Origin of the sequence: Sulfurovum zhangzhouensis (assembly GCF_030347965.1) — a bacterium.
Lineage (GTDB): Bacteria > Campylobacterota > Campylobacteria > Campylobacterales > Sulfurovaceae > Sulfurovum > Sulfurovum zhangzhouensis.
In genome coordinates, this window is the sequence record NZ_JAQIBD010000001.1 from 940,416 (window position 1) to 963,118 (window position 22,703).

Annotated in this window: 26 protein-coding genes and 4 tRNA genes; 13 read left to right on the top strand and 17 right to left on the bottom strand. The window is 41.2% G+C overall.

What is annotated here, in order from left to right; genetic code table 11:
- Entirely contained in the window at nt 1-357 is a 357-nt protein-coding gene (locus PGH07_RS04875) for a cupin domain-containing protein (protein ID WP_289412983.1), read from the bottom strand.
- Nucleotides 357-770 carry a bacteriohemerythrin gene (locus PGH07_RS04880; RefSeq protein ID WP_289412987.1) on the bottom strand — a complete coding sequence of 138 codons (414 nt, stop codon included), beginning with the start codon at nt 768-770 and terminating at the stop codon, nt 357-359. The genes PGH07_RS04875 and PGH07_RS04880 overlap by 1 nt, the downstream gene beginning before the upstream one ends.
- A gap of 78 nt (nt 771-848) precedes the next feature.
- On the opposite strand from PGH07_RS04880, the gene PGH07_RS04885 reads away from it, so the two are divergent.
- Nucleotides 849-1,484 (top strand): Crp/Fnr family transcriptional regulator, encoded by a 636-nt coding sequence (locus PGH07_RS04885; protein ID WP_289412989.1) that lies wholly within the window; start codon nt 849-851, stop codon nt 1,482-1,484.
- A gap of 43 nt (nt 1,485-1,527) precedes the next feature.
- Here the strand turns inward: PGH07_RS04885 and PGH07_RS04890 are convergent, their stop codons facing one another.
- A complete protein-coding gene (locus PGH07_RS04890) occupies nt 1,528-2,493 on the bottom strand; it encodes an NAD(P)-binding domain-containing protein (protein ID WP_289412992.1) in 966 nt (321 codons plus the stop codon).
- Nucleotides 2,494-2,720: 227 nt separating this feature from the next.
- On the opposite strand from PGH07_RS04890, the gene PGH07_RS04895 reads away from it, so the two are divergent.
- Entirely contained in the window at nt 2,721-3,701 is a 981-nt protein-coding gene (locus PGH07_RS04895) for a DUF2156 domain-containing protein (RefSeq protein ID WP_289412994.1), read from the top strand.
- Nucleotides 3,701-4,129, top strand: a complete 429-nt coding sequence (locus PGH07_RS04900; RefSeq protein WP_289412996.1) for a GNAT family N-acetyltransferase — start codon at nt 3,701-3,703, stop codon at nt 4,127-4,129. Before PGH07_RS04895 ends, PGH07_RS04900 begins: the two co-directional genes overlap by 1 nt.
- Here the strand turns inward: PGH07_RS04900 and PGH07_RS04905 are convergent.
- The 9 genes from PGH07_RS04905 to PGH07_RS04945 all read right to left on the bottom strand — a co-directional run bounded on the left by PGH07_RS04905 (nt 4,126) and on the right by PGH07_RS04945 (nt 11,132).
- A complete protein-coding gene (locus PGH07_RS04905) occupies nt 4,126-4,737 on the bottom strand; it encodes a DsbA family protein (protein WP_289412998.1) in 612 nt (203 codons plus the stop codon). The genes PGH07_RS04900 and PGH07_RS04905 overlap by 4 nt on opposite strands.
- Complete coding sequence (locus PGH07_RS04910) at nt 4,721-5,083, bottom strand: methionine-R-sulfoxide reductase (protein WP_289413001.1); 363 nt, start codon at nt 5,081-5,083, stop codon at nt 4,721-4,723. Before PGH07_RS04910 ends, PGH07_RS04905 begins: the two co-directional genes overlap by 17 nt.
- Entirely contained in the window at nt 5,083-5,265 is a 183-nt protein-coding gene (locus PGH07_RS04915) for a hypothetical protein (RefSeq protein ID WP_289413003.1), read from the bottom strand. Before PGH07_RS04915 ends, PGH07_RS04910 begins: the two co-directional genes overlap by 1 nt.
- Nucleotides 5,265-5,735 carry a PTS sugar transporter subunit IIA gene (locus tag PGH07_RS04920; RefSeq protein ID WP_289413004.1) on the bottom strand — a complete coding sequence of 157 codons (471 nt, stop codon included), beginning with the start codon at nt 5,733-5,735 and terminating at the stop codon, nt 5,265-5,267. Before PGH07_RS04920 ends, PGH07_RS04915 begins: the two co-directional genes overlap by 1 nt.
- Before the next feature lie 4 nt (nt 5,736-5,739).
- Nucleotides 5,740-6,861, bottom strand: a complete 1,122-nt coding sequence (gene nagA / locus PGH07_RS04925; protein ID WP_289413005.1) for an N-acetylglucosamine-6-phosphate deacetylase — start codon at nt 6,859-6,861, stop codon at nt 5,740-5,742.
- A gap of 3 nt (nt 6,862-6,864) precedes the next feature.
- Nucleotides 6,865-8,415 (bottom strand): fatty acid--CoA ligase, encoded by a 1,551-nt coding sequence (locus PGH07_RS04930; protein WP_289413007.1) that lies wholly within the window; start codon nt 8,413-8,415, stop codon nt 6,865-6,867.
- Nucleotide 8,416: 1 nt separating this feature from the next.
- Nucleotides 8,417-9,670, bottom strand: coding sequence for an OmpP1/FadL family transporter (locus PGH07_RS04935; RefSeq protein WP_289413009.1), 1,254 nt, complete (start codon nt 9,668-9,670; stop codon nt 8,417-8,419).
- 80 nt (nt 9,671-9,750) lie between these two features.
- Entirely contained in the window at nt 9,751-10,641 is an 891-nt protein-coding gene (gene nfo, locus PGH07_RS04940; RefSeq protein ID WP_289413012.1) for a deoxyribonuclease IV, read from the bottom strand.
- 2 nt (nt 10,642-10,643) lie between these two features.
- Nucleotides 10,644-11,132 carry a hypothetical protein gene (locus PGH07_RS04945; protein ID WP_289413014.1) on the bottom strand — a complete coding sequence of 163 codons (489 nt, stop codon included), beginning with the start codon at nt 11,130-11,132 and terminating at the stop codon, nt 10,644-10,646.
- 88 nt (nt 11,133-11,220) lie between these two features.
- Here PGH07_RS04945 and PGH07_RS04950 point away from each other — a divergent pair.
- The 5 genes from PGH07_RS04950 to PGH07_RS04970 all read left to right on the top strand — a co-directional run bounded on the left by PGH07_RS04950 (nt 11,221) and on the right by PGH07_RS04970 (nt 11,980).
- Nucleotides 11,221-11,295 (top strand) — tRNA-Glu (locus PGH07_RS04950).
- 32 nt (nt 11,296-11,327) lie between these two features.
- A tRNA-Glu gene (locus tag PGH07_RS04955) sits at nt 11,328-11,402 on the top strand.
- A 32-nt stretch (nt 11,403-11,434) separates the two neighbouring features.
- Nucleotides 11,435-11,509: transfer RNA gene (locus tag PGH07_RS04960), tRNA-Glu, on the top strand.
- 32 nt (nt 11,510-11,541) lie between these two features.
- A tRNA-Glu gene (locus PGH07_RS04965) sits at nt 11,542-11,616 on the top strand.
- A gap of 82 nt (nt 11,617-11,698) precedes the next feature.
- A complete protein-coding gene (locus tag PGH07_RS04970; RefSeq protein WP_289413016.1) occupies nt 11,699-11,980 on the top strand; it encodes a hypothetical protein in 282 nt (93 codons plus the stop codon).
- 10 nt (nt 11,981-11,990) lie between these two features.
- On the opposite strand, the gene dnaG is transcribed toward PGH07_RS04970, so the two are convergent.
- Complete coding sequence (gene dnaG / locus PGH07_RS04975) at nt 11,991-13,652, bottom strand: DNA primase (RefSeq protein ID WP_289413017.1); 1,662 nt, start codon at nt 13,650-13,652, stop codon at nt 11,991-11,993.
- A gap of 76 nt (nt 13,653-13,728) precedes the next feature.
- On the opposite strand from dnaG, the gene PGH07_RS04980 reads away from it, so the two are divergent.
- From PGH07_RS04980 to PGH07_RS05000, 5 genes are read left to right on the top strand one after another with little or no spacing between them, the layout of a single operon-like run.
- Complete coding sequence (locus PGH07_RS04980; RefSeq protein ID WP_289413019.1) at nt 13,729-14,772, top strand: tetratricopeptide repeat protein; 1,044 nt, start codon at nt 13,729-13,731, stop codon at nt 14,770-14,772.
- The gene (rnhA, locus tag PGH07_RS04985) at nt 14,732-15,178 is read left to right on the top strand and encodes a ribonuclease HI (RefSeq protein WP_289413020.1); all 447 of its coding nucleotides are present in this window, start codon (nt 14,732-14,734) and stop codon (nt 15,176-15,178) included. Before PGH07_RS04980 ends, rnhA begins: the two co-directional genes overlap by 41 nt.
- 8 nt (nt 15,179-15,186) lie before the next feature.
- Nucleotides 15,187-15,858 carry a ribonuclease III gene (gene rnc / locus PGH07_RS04990; protein WP_289413022.1) on the top strand — a complete coding sequence of 224 codons (672 nt, stop codon included), beginning with the start codon at nt 15,187-15,189 and terminating at the stop codon, nt 15,856-15,858.
- Nucleotides 15,855-16,931 (top strand): chorismate synthase, encoded by a 1,077-nt coding sequence (gene aroC / locus PGH07_RS04995; RefSeq protein WP_289413024.1) that lies wholly within the window; start codon nt 15,855-15,857, stop codon nt 16,929-16,931. The genes rnc and aroC overlap by 4 nt, the downstream gene beginning before the upstream one ends.
- Before the next feature lie 5 nt (nt 16,932-16,936).
- The gene (locus PGH07_RS05000) at nt 16,937-18,277 is read left to right on the top strand and encodes a YdgA family protein (RefSeq protein WP_289413026.1); all 1,341 of its coding nucleotides are present in this window, start codon (nt 16,937-16,939) and stop codon (nt 18,275-18,277) included.
- On the opposite strand, the gene rnhB is transcribed toward PGH07_RS05000, so the two are convergent.
- The 4 genes from rnhB to PGH07_RS05020 form a co-directional block, all read right to left on the bottom strand.
- Nucleotides 18,278-18,847 carry a ribonuclease HII gene (rnhB, locus tag PGH07_RS05005; protein ID WP_289413028.1) on the bottom strand — a complete coding sequence of 190 codons (570 nt, stop codon included), beginning with the start codon at nt 18,845-18,847 and terminating at the stop codon, nt 18,278-18,280.
- Nucleotides 18,848-18,883: 36 nt separating this feature from the next.
- On the bottom strand, nt 18,884-20,665 hold the full coding sequence (gene recQ, locus PGH07_RS05010; protein ID WP_289413030.1) for a DNA helicase RecQ: 1,782 nt from the start codon (nt 20,663-20,665) through the stop codon (nt 18,884-18,886).
- A gap of 70 nt (nt 20,666-20,735) precedes the next feature.
- Nucleotides 20,736-22,448: a bifunctional ornithine lipid synthase OlsF gene (gene olsF, locus PGH07_RS05015; RefSeq protein ID WP_289413031.1), complete on the bottom strand. Its 1,713-nt coding sequence runs from the start codon at nt 22,446-22,448 to the stop codon at nt 20,736-20,738.
- Nucleotides 22,436-22,675 (bottom strand): hypothetical protein, encoded by a 240-nt coding sequence (locus PGH07_RS05020; protein WP_289413032.1) that lies wholly within the window; start codon nt 22,673-22,675, stop codon nt 22,436-22,438. Before PGH07_RS05020 ends, olsF begins: the two co-directional genes overlap by 13 nt.
- Nucleotides 22,676-22,703: the final 28 nt, after the last annotated feature.

The window sequence follows — 22,703 nt, forward strand, 5'->3', positions numbered from 1 at the left end:
TTATTTCTGGGATGAACCTAGCGGTGCAATTATTTTGTTGATTCTTTCTACACTATCATGCCTTGCAAGAGTAAGACGGATAATACACTCTTCTATCGCTTCTAAAGAATGTGGAATCTTAGGATTTAGATAGACGATATCTCCGTCCTCCAATATCGTCTCGTGCCCCTGCGATTCTAAAAGAAGTTTTCCCTTAAGCAGCATGATTGTAATGGCTCCCGGAGCTGTATGCTCTTTCATCATATTTCCTTTTGACATACAGATCCGTATCTCTTTGCTAAAAGGAGTTTCTAGTAATGGGGTTACTTTAGGGTTATCTCCAAAGCTAGGATCATTCATAAAGGAGACTTTTTTCATTAGTGTCCTCCTTTATGCATGGTAATGAATTGCGCTGTAATTGTGTCCATTGTATTGATATGTAGCATAAGCCACTCTATCAATGTTCCTAAAAAGTATTCCCGTATCAATTCAGGATCTCTTGTGAGCTCCCATCGGTTGACTACCATTTTCATTTCATTGATAACACGTATATGCTCACCTTGATGCATCATCATTGCGGGGAAAAAGACCTCCTGCATCAGCCTTTCTTCGTTGGCAAAGTGCTCTTTGGTATGCTCTAGTAATGTATTGAGCAGTTCGTCAACTTTGGAGATATCCAAAACCTCATCTGATAATTCATTTTCAAGCCTGTTCAGCAGATCAACCTCTTCTTCATGAACCTCGTTCATCACTTGGTATGCCACTTGAGGCAAGCGCTCTTTATCTATCATCAAGCATTCCTTTTTTGTGAGTATATGGTATACTCCAAAGAAACATATTGATCTATGTTAAGATTAAAAGGGAAACATATGGAAATTAAGGATATTGATCTTTTTTCAACCTTTGATCAGAGCTCATTGGATTTTCTGTCTACTATTACCAAGAAACGTACATATCAAAAAGGCAATATACTTTTTTATGCGGGAGAAAAACCCCGATCGCTATTGATACTCATGCAAGGATCTGTCGAAGTGTATAAACATGATACAGAAGGCAATGAAATAGTATTGGGAACGTTTTATCCCCAGGAGCTTATCGCTGAAATGGCTCTTTTTGAATCCATCCCCTATCCTGCCACAGCAAGATGCCTAAGTAATGTTACACTATTTGAAATTGAGTTTGATACGTTTAACAAGTACCTGTATAAGCACTCTCACCTGATCCTTCCCATTATCCACTCATTGACACGTAAAATCAAACATCTTGAGGGAGTGTTACGTTACACGTTGATCGATGATGCATCCAAACGCCTGGCCCGTTTTCTGATTGACCATGAGCATCAATTGCTTCACTTAACCCAGCGGAATATCGCGCAGCGCATCAAACTGACACCGGAAAGTACTTCCAGGATCATTCGTACCTTTAAAGAAAAGAGGTGGGTGGAAATACGTCAAAAGAAACTGTATCTGCTTGATGTAGAGGCGTTAAAAACATTTTCTGAATAATCCCCTGTAACTGACCAGGAGAAGACACCCTCGAGTAAAAATATTACGCCAATCCTCCCTTCTCTCCTGTAATATCCTGAAGGATATGATAAGCATGGTTGATTGCCATTGCAATAGAACCGCCGCTCTTATAGACGATATCTCCTGCAATATAAAGGCCCTTGACACTGGTTTCAAACTTTTCGTTAATCACAGGCAGATCATGCTCATCAAGCACCATGTTGCTCTTCCTGAAAAAGTCTACCGGTGTCGTGCCGCCCAGTGCATAGATCACCCTGTCGTAAATCGTATAAAAACCGTTGTTATAGTTGACCTTGACCTTGCCTTTTTCATTTTCAATGGAGTCTATATCGATACCGTAACGTACGCGTAAGCGTTCCTCTTGATCATACCGCTCTACCATCTCCAAGTTGATATCATTGATTCTGTTAAAGCTTTCTCTCCTGTAAGAGAGCGTAACATTATTGTCACAACTGAGCTGACAGGCGTATTCCACGGCTGAATCCCCTCCACCTACTACGAGGATCTTTTCTCGTCCGCGACACTCATAAGGGTTGAAATTTACAACCTGTTTCAAGGAGGGAGGTATCTTATAGGATGGTTTGTTTGGTTTCCCCATCCTTCCGATAGAGACGATGACATTTTTTGCGGTAAAAGACCCTTGCGGCGTAGTCACCGTGAAAAGATCGTTTTCTTTGACAACCCTGTCAACCTCACAGTTGAAAACCGTATCGATATTTTCGTTATCCAACAATAACTCAAAGTACTCCAGTGTACTTTCCTTTGTACCGTCAAAGAATTCGATGTTACCTTCCATATCAACACTCTGTCCCTGCCAGTCCTTATCAACTCTTTTGGCATCTTTGTAATATTGGCGAATCGTTTGAGAGTGATTCTCACCCTTTTCGATAAAGAGTATCTTTTCAAGTCCGAATATTGATGCTTCAACTGCCGAAGCGATACCTCCGGGTCCTCCACCGACTATAATAATATCGTACAAATTTTTCACTATCTCTCCTCCTCTATAAGTAAGATAGAACAATCATTTATTATAGCACCCAAATATAAGAAAATTATTTTTTTAACACCTTTCATAATAATAGCTGCTGTCGATACTTCTTCCTACCGTCTACGCACATTTAATCCTTCAAAAAAATATATCAATTTCATAAAAAATAACCACCGCAAACACCAATGAAATGGTGTACAATTCGCTATTTATAAAGAAGGAAAAAAATGGTCGACTTTCGTATAGGGAACTACTTACTTAAACCCTTTACTATTCACACGAAAGAATTGATGGAACAGTATCTCCAGGAGGTTCACAGCAGCCTCAGTGACTACTCGTTTGCAGCAAACTTTATGTGGCTGGCAAACTCCAGCGGGTTTTACACAATTGTCAAAGATACTTTCTGCCTTTTTATCCTTAACGGCGGAGAACTTTCCATGCTTTTACCGCCATTAGGTAAAAAAGAACGTATCAATGATGCGATCATTGAGTGCTTTGAGGTCATGAACCTCAATAACTCTTCAAAATATCTCTCACGTATCGACTATGTCGATGAGTATTATATGACCAATTTTGTCGAAAATGTGGAAGGCCAGGATATCTTTGAGATATTGGAAAACTACCTCATCGAAAAGAAACTGGCAGACTATGTCTACAATATAGACGATCTTATCGAACTGCGTGGTAACGGTTACCATACCAAACGTACAGAGATCAACAAGTTCAAAAAGAACTATCCCGGATTCACTACAGAACTTCTGGATCCTGCGATCCATACAGAAGAGATCATCGAACTTTTCAACCGATGGGTCATTAACCGTATGAAGTATATGCCAAAAGTGGAACTTGACGCTTTTCTTGACGGTATTAATTATGAACGTTTTGCCATAAAAAGGATACTCAAATATTATCAAGAGATGGGACTGTTTGGAATGATACTGCGTATCGACGATAATGTAATGGGATTCACCGTAGGTGAAAGGACCAACGAAACCACTGCGACCATACTGATAGAAAAAACCGAGTTTGACATTCTGGGTTCGGCACAATTCATCTTTAGGGAATTTTGCAAATTGCTCAAAGAACACTATGGTTCACTTTATATCAATGCGGGTGATGATATGGGATTTGAAAACCTTAAAAAAGTCAAACTCTCTTACCGACCTGCAAAGCTATTGCCTAAATACAGTATCTATCAAAAAAACTGATGCAGATAGACTTTGCCCTACACAGTGATCTTCAGAAGCTGCTTGAGATAGAGAATAATACATTTGATAAAAACAGCTACCCGCTTTCTAGAAGAAACTTTCTTTACCATATCAAGAAGAAGCAAATTCTTGTTGTAAAAATTGACAGCAAGGTTGTCGGATACCTTCTTTTTTTCACCTATACAAAAAGTTGGCGCATCTACTCGATCGCTATTTCAACAGAATTTAGACAGAAAGGGTTAGGAAGTGCTCTGATCACCTACCTTAAAAGCTATGCGGCCAAGAAGGTAAAACATATTCTTTTAGAGGTAAAAACTACCAATTCGCAAGCCCTATATTTCTATCAATTACTTGGTTTTCAACCTCTTAAGTTACTCAAGGACTATTACCCTGACGGAGATGGGATCAAGATGATCCTTGAGATCTAAGTATCTATGATAATCTCATCAAACCTTTGAAAACCTTTTTTACACATCATATGCCCGTCACTATCTATTTTGACAACTGAAGGAAAGGCATTAGCCCCCATTGAACGGGCTTTTGAGAAGTCATGTCGCAAAAGAACTTCAGCACGTTCACTTTCAAAAAAGGTGGTAAAGTCCTTCTGTCTATCAGGCTCAATAAATGATACCAAAGAGTGTAGGTGTGTTATATCCAATCCATCAACATAAAAAGCTCTTTGTATCTTGCTAAGATACTCAAAGGATGCATCATCTCCCCATAGCTCCCTTACCGCCACTACCGCTTTACAGGCGGGATAGGTGTCATACTCAAAATAGTCAAGTTTAAAGAGGTTATCTGTAAAGTATTGACCGGTCGTGTCAGCAACCTGCTGCCATGTGGCTTTGAGTTTGTTTTTGGTCGGCTCATCCCACAGCATCGCACCTTTTGTACGTAACCCGCCTACTACCAAAGAAAAAGTATAGATACCTTCATACTCCCGGCGCAGGCGCTCAATGACAGGGTGAAATCCCCAGCACCATGAGCACATCGGATCGATGACGAAGATGTATTGGGTCTTATTTATCGGCTTCAAAATCTAGAGAGATTGAGTTAACACAGTGTCTTGTCATTTTATTGGTAAAGCCCTCGCCCTTAAAGACATGTCCAAGGTGACCGCCGCACTTTGCACAGACGATTTCTACACGTCTTCCGTCCGCATCCGGAACTTCAGCTACTGCACCCTCGATAGCATCATCAAAACTAGGCCATCCTGTTCCGCTGTCAAATTTTGCATCAGACTTGAAAAGCGGTGCACCGCATTGTCTACATGTGTATACACCATCTGCTTTATGGTCAAAGTACTTTCCTGTAAATGGTCTTTCTGTTCCTTTATGCAGTATCACATACTCTTCTTCAGGCGTTAGTTCATTGTATGCCATTAGATATCCTTTATTTTATTTTGTTGATCTTCAATATCTTTATTAAATTTCTTAGATGTAGAGACAGGTCCTTTTTTGCTATGCTCGTCCTTCTTTTTTTTAGGCATCTTCAACACAACGATAAAAACAACCACAACGATCGCATAGGCAAGATAGTAGTATAAGTTATCACCTTCAGGCATTAGTTCACCTCCATAATTACATCGCCGCTTTTGACGATCTTCAGTTTTTTCTCTATACTTTTTACATCACTCTCATCAGTGATCAGTATAGGAGTAATCGTATCCTTGGCATGTTCACCAAGATAAGCAAGATCAGTTTTAATGACCGGATCTCCTGCTTCTACTATATCCCCTTCCTCTACAAGCCGTTCAAATCCCTCGCCTTTCAAAGCTACCGTATCCAGACCGATATGTACCATCACCTCAAGATCTTTATCATTCTTGATACTGTAGGCATGATTGGTTCCAAAGATTTTAGTGACTTTACCCGAGATCGGTGCTCTAAAGATGTCAGAGACAGGTTTGATCGCTACACCATCTCCTGCTAAGCCTTGGGAAAACACCTCATCATTTACCTGATCAAGAGAAACTACCTGACCGTCTACAGGGGCAAAAACCTCTCTTTGTTTACGTTTAAATAATCCAAACATTACATTACCTCGTATACTTTAGCTCTCCGGCTACTACTGTTGCTATGATACTGAAATCTTCATCAAAAATGACTATATCAGCATCATACCCTTGACGTAATTCACCTTTGGTAACACCAAGTTTACTTGCAGGGATCTTGGTCACACTGTTGACAACTTCAACTAATGACATGGAGGTATGAGTCATCATCTTGCGAAGGCCATCATTAAGACGCAGTACCGATCCGGCCAATGTACCGTCCTCAAGCTCCGCTTTACCCTCTTTTACGATCACTTTACGCCCTCCAAGATCGTAAATACCATTTTTCATACACCCTGCTCTCATCGCATCGGTGATCAAGATCAACTTATCCTGCTTCATACGATAGGTCAACTCCAAAGTTGAAGGATGGGTATGTACCAGATCAGGGATGATATCACATGTTACATCATTCTCAAACACTGCCCCTATGATCCCCGGTTCTCTATGATGATATCCATTCATAGCATTAAAGAGATGCGTGGCATGTGAAACCCCCCATTCAAAGCTCTTTTTACATTGAACATAACTTGCATCTGAGTGCCCTACACTGAGAATGATATGAGGGTATTTATCACTAAGATGCCGGATAAATGCTTCAGCCCCTTCAACTTCAGGAGCCAATGTGATCATTTTGATGACTTCCATATGATCGACTATCAGATCAAAACCCGGCTTTTGAATATACTTTTCGTCCTGTGCACCATGCCTGGAGGCGTTAATGAAAGGGCCTTCCAAATGGATACCCAGTACACTGGCACCACTCACTTTATCCTTATACGCTTTGACATTTTGTAAAGCAGTGTCAATGGCTTTGGTTGACATTGTCATTGTCGTAGCCAAAAAAGAGGTAGTCCCTGTCTGAAGCAGTGTATTGGATATCATCTCAAGTGCTTCAGGCGTCGCATCCATAACATCTGCTCCCCCTGCACCGTGTATATGCAGGTCTATGAACCCTGCACTCACATACGCACCTTTGGCATTAATGACCTCTATATCTTCAGGCACATTATCAGTGATATCAATGACCTTTTTGTCAAAGAGCAGCACCTTATCTTCAATGATCTTGTCATCAATTATCAGATGGGCATTTGTGATTGCTTTCATTATTTACAGTTCATCTTTTTTCAATTTATCTTTAAGTACACGCTTAAGTACCTTACCTGTGGCATTTTTTGGAAGCTCTTTAATGATATAGATATGCTTTGGCACCTTAAAGTTTGCCAGATGTTCCCGTAAATATCCTTTGAGGGCAGTATCGTCTATCTTCTCTACACCTTCATCAAGCTCGATATAGGCTACAGGTATCTCACCGCTCTTTTCATCGGCAACACCTATCACCGCGGATGCACTGATACCCTCAAACCCATCGATCACATCTTCTATTTCTCTTGGATAGATATTAATCCCTTTGGAGATGATCAGGTCTTTTTTTCTGTCAACGATAAAAAGATACCCCTCATCATCTATATACCCCATATCTCCGGTAAGAAGCCAACCATTGATGATGGTTTCTTCTGTAATGTCCGGATGATTCAAATAGCCCTGCATAACATTATCGCCTTTGACGATAATATCTCCTATACTGCCCCTTGGAAGCTCCACAAGGTTCTCATCCACCACTTTCATCTCATACCCGGCCAGTGCCGTTCCAACAGAACCTGCTTTTTGTTTCTCCAGCGTATTCATACAGACTGCCGGACTTGCCTCACTGAGTCCATATCCTTCAAGCAGCTTTGCACGTTTAAATTTCTTGGCCATAGCATCGAGTGTTTTTGGCTGCAAAGGGGCTGCACCTGAAATAAAGGCACGCAGGTTGTTAAACCACATAAAGTACCAAGGCAGTTTTGCTTTAGAGAGTGCATTATAGACATCGGGGACACCAAAGAAAAGTGTTACACGCTTCAGCAGTGTCTGCTTAAAGATATTTGAAAATGGCTGCAGCGACTTGATGATCACAATACTGGCACCTGCATATAAAGGCAGAATGATCCCTATCGAAAAGGTAAAAGAGTGGAACATCGGCAGAAAAATAATTCCCCTGTCTTTTGTTTTCAGAGTGATATGCTGGATTCCGCTTATAGAGTTGGAAAAAATATTTTTATGCGAGAGCATTGCACCTTTGGGTCTTCCGGTAGTTCCGGAGGTATAAAAAATGACCGCTGTATCTTCCAGCCCGGATGTATTTGCTTTGATACTTTGATCAAATCTTATTGCTTCATCATAACTATAATTTTGCTCATCTAAGGGTTCGAATGCTTCACCTTCCCATACAATGAAATTACAGAGTTTTTCTGCATCGCTGGCTTTAACAACCTTTTCATGTATCTTTGAAGTAATAAGTACGGTGCTGGCACTGTCTTCAAGAATATAGGAGAGTTCTTCTTCTTTCAAAAACGTATTGATCGGCACAACGACTGCTCCAAGCTTGGAGGCGGCAAAAACAGTATAGACAAACTCCGGAGAATTTCTTAAAAAAAGTGCAACTTTATCACCTTTTTGTACGCCATGATATACTAGGAATGCTGCTATCGCATCAGCTCTTTGCAAAATATCTGCATAGGTGATCTTTTCATTATCGACAAAAAGTGCAGTTTTATTTTTATACTTTTGTCCCTGATGACCGATAAGCTCATAAAAACTATTGAAGCTGTATGTCATCTTAGTACTCGTAAGCGATACCTACTGTTGTTAGGAAGGCTCCACCTTCATGAAAGCTTCCTCCATTTGCAAGGATCGGGTTGTCACTGATACCGGCAGGCATAGAGATCGACTCTTTTGAATCATAAAGGAATGACGCACCCCAGGAAAGCTGTTCACTCTGCTTGACCCTGAATCCCATAGAAAAGATCTTTGCATCACTATCGGGAAGTTCAAATCCGAGTGTCTCAAGCGGCGCAGGAGATTTATCGATCGCAAATCCCATCATCGCTGTCAATTTCTCATTGAGCTCCATTGTAGCCCCTACTCTAAACGTATTGGTATCTTTCCAGTTTTTTGCTTTTGGCGCATCAAAGAAATAGGTTAGCTCCGGAGAAGGCAATGCCGCTGCATAATTAAAATCAAGATCTTCATACGCTGACCAATAGGTTCTTTCATAGTTAAACTCTAAAGTAAACTTCTCATCCCATGTTTTAGAGATGGCAACATTCAGTGCTGCCGGCAGAGGAACGGATACACACGAATCTCCATCATAGACCAGTGCACCGCTATAGTAAAGTTGTGCTGTTCCCTGTTCTCTTAGGTCTACTTTTGAACGGTAGGTCACAGCAACATTGATATCTGATGCAGGGCGGTAAGCTAATGCCAGGTTATATCCAAACTCTACGGTATCACCCTCCATTACCCTTTTTAGGTTATAACCTTCAAACCCCGGTATAGTACTGGCCTCGGCACCGTCACTCTTCACCACACCTTCACTGTAAATCGCCCTTACACCACCACCGATGGCAAACTGATCATTGACTTTATACGAAAATGATGGATTAAGTTCGATGATTTTCAGCGTGAACTCTTCGGCAAAAAGTTTTTGAATAGGGGTCTCCCATTGTTTAGTGAGCCCTCCCGGAGCAACAAGGCTCACACCCCATCTAAAATCACCCATCGCTTTAGAAACATAATGCCCTGAAGGTACAAGAATATTCTCATTATTGGATTCCCCTGAATAAGGATCGATCAGCATGTACTCGTTGGAAGGAAGACGCACAAGGGTCAATGCCCCCTCAACATAATGTTTATCCTCCATAAATGCCATATTTGCAGGGTTAAAATATGCTGTATCTGCACCCATGGTATGGGCAACATAAGCTGCACTCAAAGCAGTTGAGTTGATCGAGTTTTCAGGCAACTTATACCCGCCTGCCAAAACCAGTGAACTTGCTGCGGCACTTAACGCCAAACCTTTTACCATTTTCATTTTCTCCTCCTTATTATATGTCCACCCTTTATGAACTTGTGTAAATCCTTTGTACAAAAACTTACACAAGTGCATAGAGGCTACTTTACCAAACGGTAAAGTGCTTCTATCTCCTCTGCCCATATCGATTCATCGATAGTCTCCAATATCAACGGGATGTCATCCATACGGCTGTCATTCATGATAAATCCAAAGGTATCCCATCCTATCTCTCCCTGTCCTAAAGAGTGGTGTCTATCCACACGTGAACCAAGTGCCGGCTTTGAATCATTAATGTGCATCCCCATAAGATACTTTGAACCTACGATACGGTCAAACTCTCCCATCGTTTGATCATAGGCTTCACGTGTACGCAGGTCATATCCTGCCGTAAAAGTATGACATGTATCCAGACAGACACCCACACGCGTTTTATCTTCTATCTTATCAATGATATGTGCCATATGCTCAAATCTATAACCGAGATTACTCCCCTGACCTGCAGTATTTTCGATCACCAGTTTCACATTAGAATCTTTAGTAGCCTCTATCGCTATGTTTAAGGATTCTGCTATGACATCCAGACAGCCAAGCTCGGCTTCAAGTAATTTCTCTTCGTAATGCGGATCTTTTTTAGGAAGTTTCACCAAATGTGAACCGGGATGAAAGTTCAGTTTATCAAGTCCGAGTATCCTGCATCGTTCCAACTCATCGATAAAGGCATCTCTGGATTTTTCAAGTTGTTCTACTTCAGGATGCCCAAGGTTGATCAGATATGAGTCATGCGGCAAAACATATTTTGGCAAGATACCCGAAGCCTCCAGGTTCTTCTGAAATGCATCGATGGACTTAGTCTCTAAGGGCTTTGCTTTCCACTGTCTTTGATTCTTGGTAAACAGGGCAAAAGCTTTAGCCCCTATCTCCATTGCATTAAGCGGTGCATTCTCCACACCGCCGCTTGCACTTACGTGCGCACCTACAAATTTTTTCACTCTTATCCTTGTTGTTTTACTTTAATCAGAATTTCATTTATTGTATCACGGAATACAATCTGACGGTTTAAAACAGTGTACTCAATATCGTATTTACCGCTTTTGAAAAGTTTTTGTGTAAAGCCGTTACGACTCAAGGTGTATCCTTGTTTATCAAAGATCGCTTTACCGCCAAATACATTTCGTAATAACGAATCAGGGTAATGTCTACTCAAAACTTCGGCATTGAACTTGGCCTCTGACATACACTGAAGTGTGCTCATACACACCTGCCCATGAAAAAGGTTTAATGAAGTAAGTACCTGCCCGCTACTGTAGATCTCAACCTTAAGTTCCTCTTTGCCTTCATAGATAAAACCCATATCCGCATATTTGAATGTCGGCGTTTTAAAGACGATCAGTGCAGAATCCTGTTTGACATAGGAATGCCTTGCACATCCACTGATACTTACCATTAATAAAATTATCCCGAAAAAACCTATTTTTTTCATTTTTAGTCCTAATTTAGCTCTTAACCACTCAATTTTTAAGATATTTCTAAGCTTTAAATTTATATAATGCCGTCCACAAGTTGCTGATGGCCCCATCGTCTAGCGGTTAGGATCCCAGGTTTTCATCCTGGTTACCGGAGTTCGAGTCTCCGTGGGGTCACCATTTTAGCTTGTTTATACTTTTAATTGATTGTTGGCCCCATCGTCTAGCGGTTAGGATCCCAGGTTTTCATCCTGGTTACCGGAGTTCGAGTCTCCGTGGGGTCACCATTTTAGCTTGTTTATACTTTTAATTGATTGTTGGCCCCATCGTCTAGCGGTTAGGATCCCAGGTTTTCATCCTGGTTACCGGAGTTCGAGTCTCCGTGGGGTCACCATTTTAGCTTGTTTATACTTTTAATTGATTGTTGGCCCCATCGTCTAGCGGTTAGGATCCCAGGTTTTCATCCTGGTTACCGGAGTTCGAGTCTCCGTGGGGTCACCAACTACTCATTTTTTAATCGTTTACAAAAACTTTTTTTTACACTATAATTAACCAACAAAATCAAATTTTATAAGAGTTTTTTATGTTTCGTATTGTAATCATCCCACTTATATTTTCTACTTTCCTGATCTCATCACCTATGTTTACAGTAAGGCTTGGAGTTTTCGATATCAATAACGAAATACATATTTTAAATACGATTGACCGTTTCTCACCTGCACTCAAAAAAACCGTAAACACCTATAAAACAGATAGATTTATCTACGTCCACACTATCCCGACTGATAAGAAAAAGCATCTCACAAAACTGCTTCCTGCATACCGCAAGATTTTTCCTGATGCCTATATCGGTAAAATAAAATAGTAAATTACAGCTAGGCAAACAAATCTTTATCGTAGGCTACAAGCTCTCCACGCTTTAAACGTGGGATAATATCTGTTTTGATTTTTCGTATGAGAAAACTCTTTTTGGCAAATGGAATATGTTGGTCTGCAACAATACGTTTGAGTTCTTTATCATAGTGACGCATCAAAAAGTTGCATAAGAAACGTTCAAGCTCTTCTTCGCTCATCACCTGTATCGTTTCATCCACAAGAATCCTCATTAGTCTTGAATCTTCACGGGGTCCGTTAAGTACTGCATTAAAAAGAGGCTCATAACTTCCGAACATCTCCATATCTATCACATCCAGTACAGAATCAATAAGATCAGGTTTCTCAAGCATTGTTTTCAGGATACTCAACTGGCCAATATCATCTTTTTGTTGTGAAAAACTCTCTTTGGCTCTGGAAGGTTGTGTTTGTTTTCCAAAGAGTGCAGCTGAGATCCCAAGCTGTGTTGCTGCCAATGGGATATAGGCATCTTTGATGATCGGACTCAGTCCTTCCAAAAACTGTTTGACTTGGCCAAAAGCTGCTTCTTTTGCCCTCGGATCAGAAAGGTCATAAGACTCTATCGTTTTTTCTATCACAAACGGGATGAGGGGTTTGGATTCTCTAAGCAATTTTGCAACAGCATCACTCTGTCCCTTTGCGATCAAATCTGCAGGGTCTTGTCCATCCGGGAAGAGAACTACACCACCGTCAAAACCTGCACTGGAAAGCATGATCGAAGCTTTGAGTGCTGCTGCTATACCTGCATTGTCACCATCATAGGCCAGAATTACTTTTGGCTCACCTTTTCTAAGTAAAGGAAGGTGCTCTGTGGTCAATGCCGTTCCCAGTGTAGCTACTGCAGTACTAAATCCTGCCTGGTGGAACATGATCACATCCAGATACCCTTCACAGACAATAAGCTGCTTTTTACTATAGATACTTTCTTTTGCCACATCATATCCGTAAAGCAATCTTGACTTGTTAAAAAGTTTGGTTTGAGGAGAGTTGATATATTTTGCAGGGTGATTGGTAATGGTTCGGCCGCCAAATCCTACGATTGAACCTGAAGGTGAATAGATCGGAAAAGTAATACGTTCAACCAATCTGGCATAGTATTCTCCTCTCTCTCCCTGGGCGATAATCCCTGCTTCGGCAGCTTGAGGTTTAGGCAGCATGGTTCTATCCAAAAACTGCATTACCTGCATACCTGAAGGTACATAGCCGATCCCGAACTTCTCTATCGATGCAGCACTGATACCTCTATCTGCAAGATACTTTTGTGCTGTGTGATTTTGATCAAGGTTTTTTACATACCATGTTTGTACAGCCTCCAGCACACGTTTTGCATCACTGTAATCCGAACTTCCCTGGGTATAGCGTAAAGAGAAATTGAACATCGAAGCCAGTTTTTCTATCGCTTCAGGGTAACTCAGTTTCTCTAATTCCATCACAAACTTGATACTGTCTCCCCCCGCTCCACAGCCAAAACAGTGGTAGATCTGCTTGCTTGGGCTTACCACGAACGAAGGCGTTTTCTCTCCGTGAAAAGGGCAGTTGGCTTTATAGTTGGCACCGGCTTTTTTCAGTTCTATATAGTTACCGATGACATCTACAATATCGATACTGTTTTTTAGGGATTCAATGGAGGCATTATCAATCATAGTGGCATTATATCTAATTTGCTATAATCTAGAACAATTTTTTCTCGCTTCGATCGAGAGGAAAAGAGGGACTACTTTGGAAAATATCTTACCGGCATATAATGATCCGCTGTTCAGTATACTTTTGATCATTGTTATAGCCCTGATCATCTCTTTGGTCACTTATGCATGGGGGCTGTACAAACAGCAAAAAGAACAGGGAAACCTCTTAAAGTTTTTAGAGAAATTTGATACCTCAGAATGTCTTCTTGATACAACTACAATGCCATTTGATGAGCATATGCTCAAACCTCTGGCACTCCTTGCACAGGCATTTGACAATGCAGGAGAATACCATAAGGCGATCAATATCTATCTTTATCTGATCAAAAATATCCAAGAAGAGAATTCAAAACTCGAACTTATGGTCAAACTGGGGAAAACCTACTTTCAGGCAGGTTTTTTGGAGCGTGCAAAAACAATTTATGAAGAGGTACTTCGCAAGAAACCGCGTCATGTAAAAGCGCTCTATATGCTCGAAGTGGTCTTTGAAAAGATGCAAAACTATTCTAAAGCTACGCAGATACTAGAGCCTCTGGAACTTTTAGGAGAAGAGACACATGCACTGAGTAATTTTCTTACACTTTCACGACTTATAGCAGACAAAACCCTCCCAAAAGAGCAAAAAGTTGAACAGCTTTTGGAGCTTCTGCAAAGTGAACCGAAACTCTATAGACAGATCATCAGTGTTCTGTTCCAGCTGGATACCAAGGCAGCATGGCAGTCTATAGATACAACACGTATCAAAGAGCTTATCGACATCCTCTGGTTCTTACCCCAGTCACAACTGAGTTTAGATATAATTGCACAAAATGAACAACTAAAAACACTCTACTATGCCAAAGGGTATACACTGGAGCCGGCAACCAAAAGCGGAATATTTGCGCTAGATATGCTGGCAACGGCAAAACAAAATGGCTTTAAAGAGGGAGACCTGCATTTCACATACCTGTGTACCAAATGTAAACAGAGTTTTCCTATTGCATTTAAACGTTGTCCGAACTGTATGGCATTACACACAGTAGAAGTTGAGGAACATATTGCAAAATCAAACCCGAAAACAGATTACTCTTTATTCTGATGGCTCAAGCCTTGGAAATCCAGGTCCCGGCGGTTATGCAGGAATACTGGAGTATAAAGGCAAACGCAAAGAGTACGTGGGCGGAGAAGAACACACTACTAATAACAGAATGGAGCTGCGCGCTGTCATTGAAGGGCTAAAGCTCTTGAAAGAACCCTGTAAAGTGGAAGTGATCTCTGACAGCTCTTATGTGGTCAAAGCGATCAATGAATGGTTAGAGGGGTGGCGAGCAAAGGGATTTAAGAAGGTTAAGAATGTCGATTTGTGGGAAGCCTACCTCGAGGCTGCCGGACCGCATAAGATACATGGAACCTGGATACGGGGTCATGACGGACACCCAGAAAATGAACGTTGTGATGACCTTGCACGTGCAGAGGCTGAACGTATACAACAATCACTAAAATAGGAGATTTTATGAGCCATTACAGTAAACTGGAAAATAGGCTGAACTATACATTTGAAAATAAGCAATTGATTATTGAGGCTTTGACACACAAAAGTTATAAAAAGCCTTACAATAATGAGCGGCTGGAATTTTTGGGAGATGCAGTACTTGACCTGATCGTCGGTGAATATCTCTTTACAAAATTTGAGAAATCGGATGAAGGAATACTCTCAAAGATAAGAGCCTCATTAGTAAATGAGCGGGGCTTTACAATGATCGCCAGAGCAATCAATCTGGGTGAGTATATCTATATCTCGGCAGCAGAAGAGAACAATAACGGAAGAGATAAACCTTCACTGCTTTCCAATGCTTTTGAAGCAGTGATCGGCGCTATCTATTTAGAAGCAGGCCTTGAGAAAGCCAGACAGATATCTATAGCACTTATTGAGGAGTGCCATCCAAAGATCGATCTTGATTCTCTTTCAAAAGATTTTAAAACTGCACTTCAGGAGCTTACTCAGGCTACACACGGGATCACACCGACCTATGAGCTGCTTGACTCTTCCGGTCCTGATCATAAAAAAGAGTTTGTGATAGCCGTTACGCTGGATGGTAAAACGATCGCGAAGGCAAAAGGAAGAAGCAAAAAAGATGCTCAGCAAAAAGCCGCACAGATCGCATTAAAGGAACTGAAAAAATGAATACCTTTGGGAAAAAACTGACACTGACCACCTTTGGTGAGTCACACGGAAAAGCCATTGGCTGTATCCTTGATGGTGTACCTGCAGGACTTACGATCGATGAGGGGTTTATACAGTCTGAACTGGATAGAAGAAAACCGGGTAAGAGCAAACTGGAAACCGGACGTAAAGAGGATGATAAAGTAGAGATTCTTTCAGGTGTATTTGATGGTGTGAGTACCGGTACCCCTATCGCGATGATCATCTACAATACCAACCAAAAATCAAAAGACTATGATAATGTCAAAGACCTCTTCCGTCCAGGCCACGCAGACTTTACCTATTTTCATAAGTACGGTTTACGCGATTACCGTGGCGGAGGAAGAAGCTCGGCACGTGAAACTGCAGCCAGAGTAGCCGGAGGAGCAATCGCCAAACTGATGCTACGTGAACTTGGAATAGAGATCCAAAGCGGGCTATGTGAAGTTGACGGTATCAAAGGAGAAGTGCTGGATTTTGAATTTGCCAATAGATCAAAACTGTATGCGCTAGACCCTAATAAAGAGGCCGAGCAGGAAGCTGCGATCCTCAAAGCCAAAGAAGCACACGATTCTGTAGGAGGGGTAGTACTTACTACTGCAACAGGTGTACCGATTGGACTGGGTGAGCCGCTTTACTATAAACTTGATGCCATATTGGCTGAAGCGATGATGGGGATCAATGCAGCAAAAGCCGTGGAGATCGGTGATGGTGTAGCCTCTTCTCATCTCAAAGGAAGCGAAAACAATGATGAGATCACTCTTGGCGGCTTTAAAAGCAACCACTCAGGAGGAATGCTGGGAGGTATCAGTAATGGAGATACGATCATCGTTAAAACCCATTTCAAACCTACACCGTCTATCTTCCAGGAGCAAGACACGATCACAACACATAACGAAGAGGTCAAATGTAACCTCAAAGGACGTCATGATCCTTGTGTAGCGATCAGGGGAGCAGTCGTGTGTGAAGCAATGATGGCACTCACCTTAGCCGATATGGCTCTGCTCAATATGGGTAAAAAGATGGATCACCTTAAAGAGATCTACAAAGGATAGATAACATGAGTCTAAAACAGGTCGGGCTTGGTGTGATCAGCATAGCGATCGCTGCAGTGCTCTACTATGTTTCCGTAGGCTCTTCAAAATTGACACAAGAACTTAAAGCTGAAGTCGACAAAGAACTTCACACTCTACGATCTCAAGGTTTTGGGATCGAAGAGAGAAAAGTTTCAAAAAATAAAGAGCACTTTGAAATCGTTTTTAACGATACTGCAAAGATAGCTAACTATCTTAATACACAAGGTGCTTCCCTTACGGATGAAGAGAGTGCCTCTTTTAAAGGTATGAAAATCGGGGTGGACCTCACTTACCTCAAAGACAACTACTCTTCAATCTCTTTTGATCTCTATCCCACAGCACTGCCAATTACTCTCACCCAAGGCAAATTAAGTACTGAGGACAAAGAAACACTTGCCAGGATCAACACTCTTTTTGATAAAAAAGCCTTTTTGATGCATATTGATATCAACATCATGCTTAACGCTTTCAAGGGGTATATCAAAGATATCGATGAGACCTTCAGTGAGCCGGGGGGAAAAGTGATAATGCAGATGAAAGCAATGCATTTTAACGGCGAAATGGACACTGAAAAAGTCATCTCAGTAGACCAAACACTTGAAAGCTTCCTGATCAACGCTGAAGATGAACTATTGATACAACTCCTTGGGCTTAAGAGCCATTATCAACTTACCGGACCATCACGCTATGATATCACCGGACGCTATAGTATGGAAAAAATCTCTTTTGAAGATGCTTCAAATGAGAGTATAACGATCAATAATTTGGAAGTAAATACAACAACAATATTGCAAAACGATCTTGCCAAAAGTGAAGTAAGTTCAACCATAGAGACCATCACGGTTACAGAAGAGAAAAAAACAAGTAAGATCACTGACTTGGTACTTGATATGAAAGTTTCCAATCTTGATATCAAGTCTTTTGAAGCACTCCAGCAGGTAGACCCAGCAGAGCAACAGCAGATCGATAAGCTCGTACAAGAGATCATCTCTAAAGGACTTTCAATAGAGATCCTAAAACTCTCCGTAAATAAACTCTATACGCAACACAAAGAGATGGATGGATTTTCGCTCAAGGCAAAGGTCGATATCGATAAAAACCTTAAGCTGGCTGACTTGCAGGCAAACCCTATGTTAGGCCTGACAGCGGTACAAGCAGATCTAAACCTCACATTCTCAGAGACCTTGCACACTTTTATCGCACAGCAGCCTGAAGCACTCATTACCATGATGATGTTCCAGCCAAAAGAAAAAAACGGCAATAAAACCTATCAGATCAAACTTGAAAACGGTATGTTGAGCATAAACGGTGTCTTGATGCAGTGATCAAAACAGCGTAGGTTCATCCAATGTTTTGATCCGAAAAGTTTTGCGATGTACTTCACATCTATCATACTTTTCCAACGCCTCGATATGTGCTTTGGTACCATACCCTTTATGCTGTTCAAATCCATACTCAGGATATTTTTTGGCAAGCTCCAGCATCTCCCTATCCCTTGTAACTTTAGCTAGGATACTTGCTGCACTCACCTCTTCGACTTTATCATCTGCTTTCACCATTGTAGTGATATTATCCACACCAAAGGTACTGTTCCCGTCAAAAAGGTAATGACATTCACAAAGATGTGCTTGGATCGCCTGCAATCCTTGTTGTAAACACTTCGAGATGCCCAGTTCATCAACTTCACTCGCTGAAAATGTGACGATATGATAACGGCTGTTCTGGATGATCTCACCAAAGAGTGCTTCCCGTTTTTTCTCAGTAAGCTTTTTGGAGTCCATTAAGCCCTCCACACTTCCTGTTAACACCACACCAGCCATCACTAATGATCCCGCAATCGGTCCTCGACCTGCTTCATCTATCCCGCAAAGAGGTTTTATTGTTCTATCTTCCATAAGCAGTATTATACCTTTGATGAAATGAAAGAGACCCTACTGTTCCTTTAAAAGCGCAAGAAACTCTTCTCCGTAACGATCATACTTTACTTCGCCAATACCGTGTACTTGAAGCATCTCTTCTTTAGTGAGAGGTTTTTTGGCACTTAAATCCTTGAGCGTCTTATCAGAAAAGACGATATAAGGAGGAATAGCGTTTTCTTCAGCGATCTGGGCACGAAGATCCCGTAACTTATCAAAAAGTGCTACATCGTAATCATCAAAGAAAGTTACCTTACGTTTCGGCTCTGCTTTCTGTATACTCAGACGCTCTTTCTTGATCTCGATGGTATGGCCCCCCTTTAGTACTTCTACGCCAAACTGTGTCAACCTGTATACCTTAAACTCTCCAAGCTCTACCGCTCCAAGTTCCAATAACTTGTCACCCACTGTCAACCATTGGTTGCGGGTAAACTCTTCACCGATACCATAAACGGTGATTTTATCGTGACCGTTTTGCAAAACTCTTTGTTCCTTACTACCGCGCAAAACATCGATAAGATAATGCAACCCATAGTTCTGTCCAGTTCGATAAATTGCAGAGAGCATCTTACGTGAAGCTTCTGTGATATCGGTTCTCTGGATCTCGGTTGTCGTACAATTGTCACATTTGTCGCTGCATAATTCTATCCTATCATCAAAATATGCGGCAATGCTTTGGTGCCTGCAACTCTCTGAGTTCGAAAACCTGATCATAGCATCGAGTTTATCAAAGGCATGTTGCTTATAAGGGGTCTCGGGTAATGCTTCGATAAATGCTTTTTGCTGGATGATATCCTGTGCCGAGAAAAGCAAAAGTGTCTCAGAGTCCAATCCATCCCTTCCGGCACGCCCTATCTCCTGATAGTAATTCTCCAGTGTCTTTGGAAGACTGAGATGTATGACAAAACGAATATTGCTTTTATCAATTCCCATACCAAATGCTATCGTAGCAACCACGATCTGAATCCTATCTTCTACAAATGCTTTATAGGTGCGGTTCTTCTCTTCTGTACTGAGCCCTGCATGATACGCATGTGCCTCTATCCCTTTGGTTTGGAGGAAGTGAGCAACTGACTCGGTCTGTTTTCTTGAAAGAGTATAGATGATACCTGAGTCGTTCTGATAGCTTTTTAAAAACTCCAAAAGTTGTTCCCGTCCATCTTTGATACGATGCTGTGCCTGGATGGTAAGGTTACTACGAAAAAGTGAACCTCTTACTCTTTTAGGTGTATCAAGTCGTAGATTCGTGGCGATATCTTCTTCAACCACTTTTGTTGCAGTAGCGGTAAAAGCTGCAATAGGTGTATGAGGGAAACGCTCTTTGAGTAGTGACAGTCCGCGATAATGTTCACGAAATTCATGACCCCATTCACTCACACAGTGTGCCTCATCTATCACAAAGAAATTGATAGGCAGTTGCTGTAAAAAACCTAGAAAATATGGGTTTAGCAGACGTTCGGGTGCGACATAAAGCAGTTTGATCTTACCTGCTCTGAGCTGTGATTCTATATGCCCGGACTCTTCAGGTGTCTGCATTGAACTGAGCATTGCAGCACTAATATCATTGGCTTTTAGAGCCGTCACCTGGTCATGCATTAATGCCAGTAGAGGAGAGACCACCACAGTCACACCTTCCATCAAAAGTGTAGGCAGCTGATAACAGAGTGATTTTCCACCGCCTGTAGGGAGGATCATTAACACATCCTGTTTTGCAAGGATCGCATCTACCACTTCTTCTTGCAGAGGTCTAAAACCGTTGTGCCCAAAATAGTCTTTTAAGATCTGTAATTTACTCATGGTAGAAGTGTAGCGTTATCAACACAAAAAGAGCTAAAAAGATGTCAATATGACATCTTTCTTGAGATGTTTATCCGATATATCTCTTTTTCTTGCTCTCTTTCATTTTATGAAGATCAACGACTATAAAGCCGTCTATACAGTTATTGAAATCTTTGTCATATCCAAAGTCGAGAAATTTTACACCATCCTCATCACATACTTCGGCATATTGTTTATAAAGTGTCGGGATCATATATCCCATATACCCCAACTCTTCTTTGAGCACTCTCTGATCACCCTTGTAATCATCTCCTTTAAAGATAGAATCGCAGTATGCTTTCATCTCAGAAGAGAGATAATATGGGTTTTTATGCGTAACCATAACCTCATTACCGGCAAAATAGTGTGAATAGAAGTAGATCATCAATGCTTTAGCCTTTTCATTAAAGCTGTCACTCATACTCACTGCACCAAAGAGGTAACGGATATCAGGACGGCTCTTGACAAATGCACCAATCCCCTGCCATAGATAATCCAATGCTCTTGAGTTCCAGTATTTAGGCTGAACAAAACTACGCCCAAGTTCTATCCCGCTTGCAAGCTGCGGTTCAAAACCTTCATGGTATTTAAAGAGTGAAGATGAGTATAGTCCGTCAATATCAAAATCCTCTACAATTTCGCCAGTGACGCCCAAACGGTATGCACCTGCTATCTCTAAGTGCTCATTATCCCAGATGATCAGATGTTTATAATAAAAATCAAATCCATCGATATCCCTTTTTTTACCGCTACCTTCACCGACAAACCGGAAACTGATCTCTCTTAACCTTCCTATCTCTTTGATCACACAGTTTTCCTGGGTTGACTCATAAAGGATAATACTCTTCCCATCCAAAGTCTCTCCAAGGAGTGTCCCGTTTTTGAGCTCTTTTTTGATCTCACTTGGCGTTTCTGCCATAGATATAGGGTTTTCAGTTTTAAAAAGCTCTCTTCTGCTCTTTGCTATCTTGTAAAAATGTTTGCGTAAAAGCTTGACCTTTTCATTGGTAGGTAGAGGGATATTGTAAGACTCATAAGGAATTGATCTACCGATAGTAAAGTCGATCTGCTTCCCTCTTCCCTTGAACATCTCATGCGGCAGTGTTGCTGTAGCCAGTGAGCGGTTGATCATCGAAAGCATATAGAAGCTCTTTGAATTTTTCGCTTTAATGTAGATAGGCAGGATTGGAGCTTTCATCTTCGTTGCGATCTTTAAAAAGCCGTTTTTCCATTTTGTATCTTTCACACCATTTGGTCTTGCTCTACTCACCTCACCTGATGGGAAAATGATCACTGCTTTTTCTTCTTCCAAAGCCTGATAGATTCCTGTTACAACCTGTCTGTCCATCTTCCCGTTGATATTGTCCACAGGGATTAGAATATCCTTCAGATTGTCAAACTGTCCTAAAAATGAGTTGGCTACGATCTTGATATCTTTACGTACATCCTTGAGAAGGTGGATCAATGCCAAAGCATCCAGTGCACCCAAAGGGTGATTAGCGATGATCACGGTACGACCGTAAGAAGGGATACGTGTCATTTCATCTTTTTTAAGTCCGATCGTCACATCAAAATAATCAATGATAGCTTCTATGAAACTCAACGCATCCTTGTTTCTATTACTTACCAAAAACTCATTGATCTGGTTTTCGTGAAAAAGTTTCTTCATTCCACAAAAAAGCAGTTTCTTTGCTGTATGAGGAAACTGCTCTATCTTAGGAAAATGATGTACCATATAGCTCTCAACACTTAGTTGTTGCATACTGACCCCCTATAGTTACCATCGATCTGCAAAAGCAGATGTTTGTGTACGTCTTTTACTTTTTTATATTTTTCAAATAATGACTCTACCGTTTCCCACTCTTTATAGATCAGAGCACGGGCAACCTCATCATCAAGGAAAAGAGACTTACCGATCTTTTTAATGAGCTTGTCAATCTTGTCCTGGGAAATCATACTTAGATTTGTATCATATTTCATATGTGTCATCTTGACTCCTATTTATGATGAAATAATA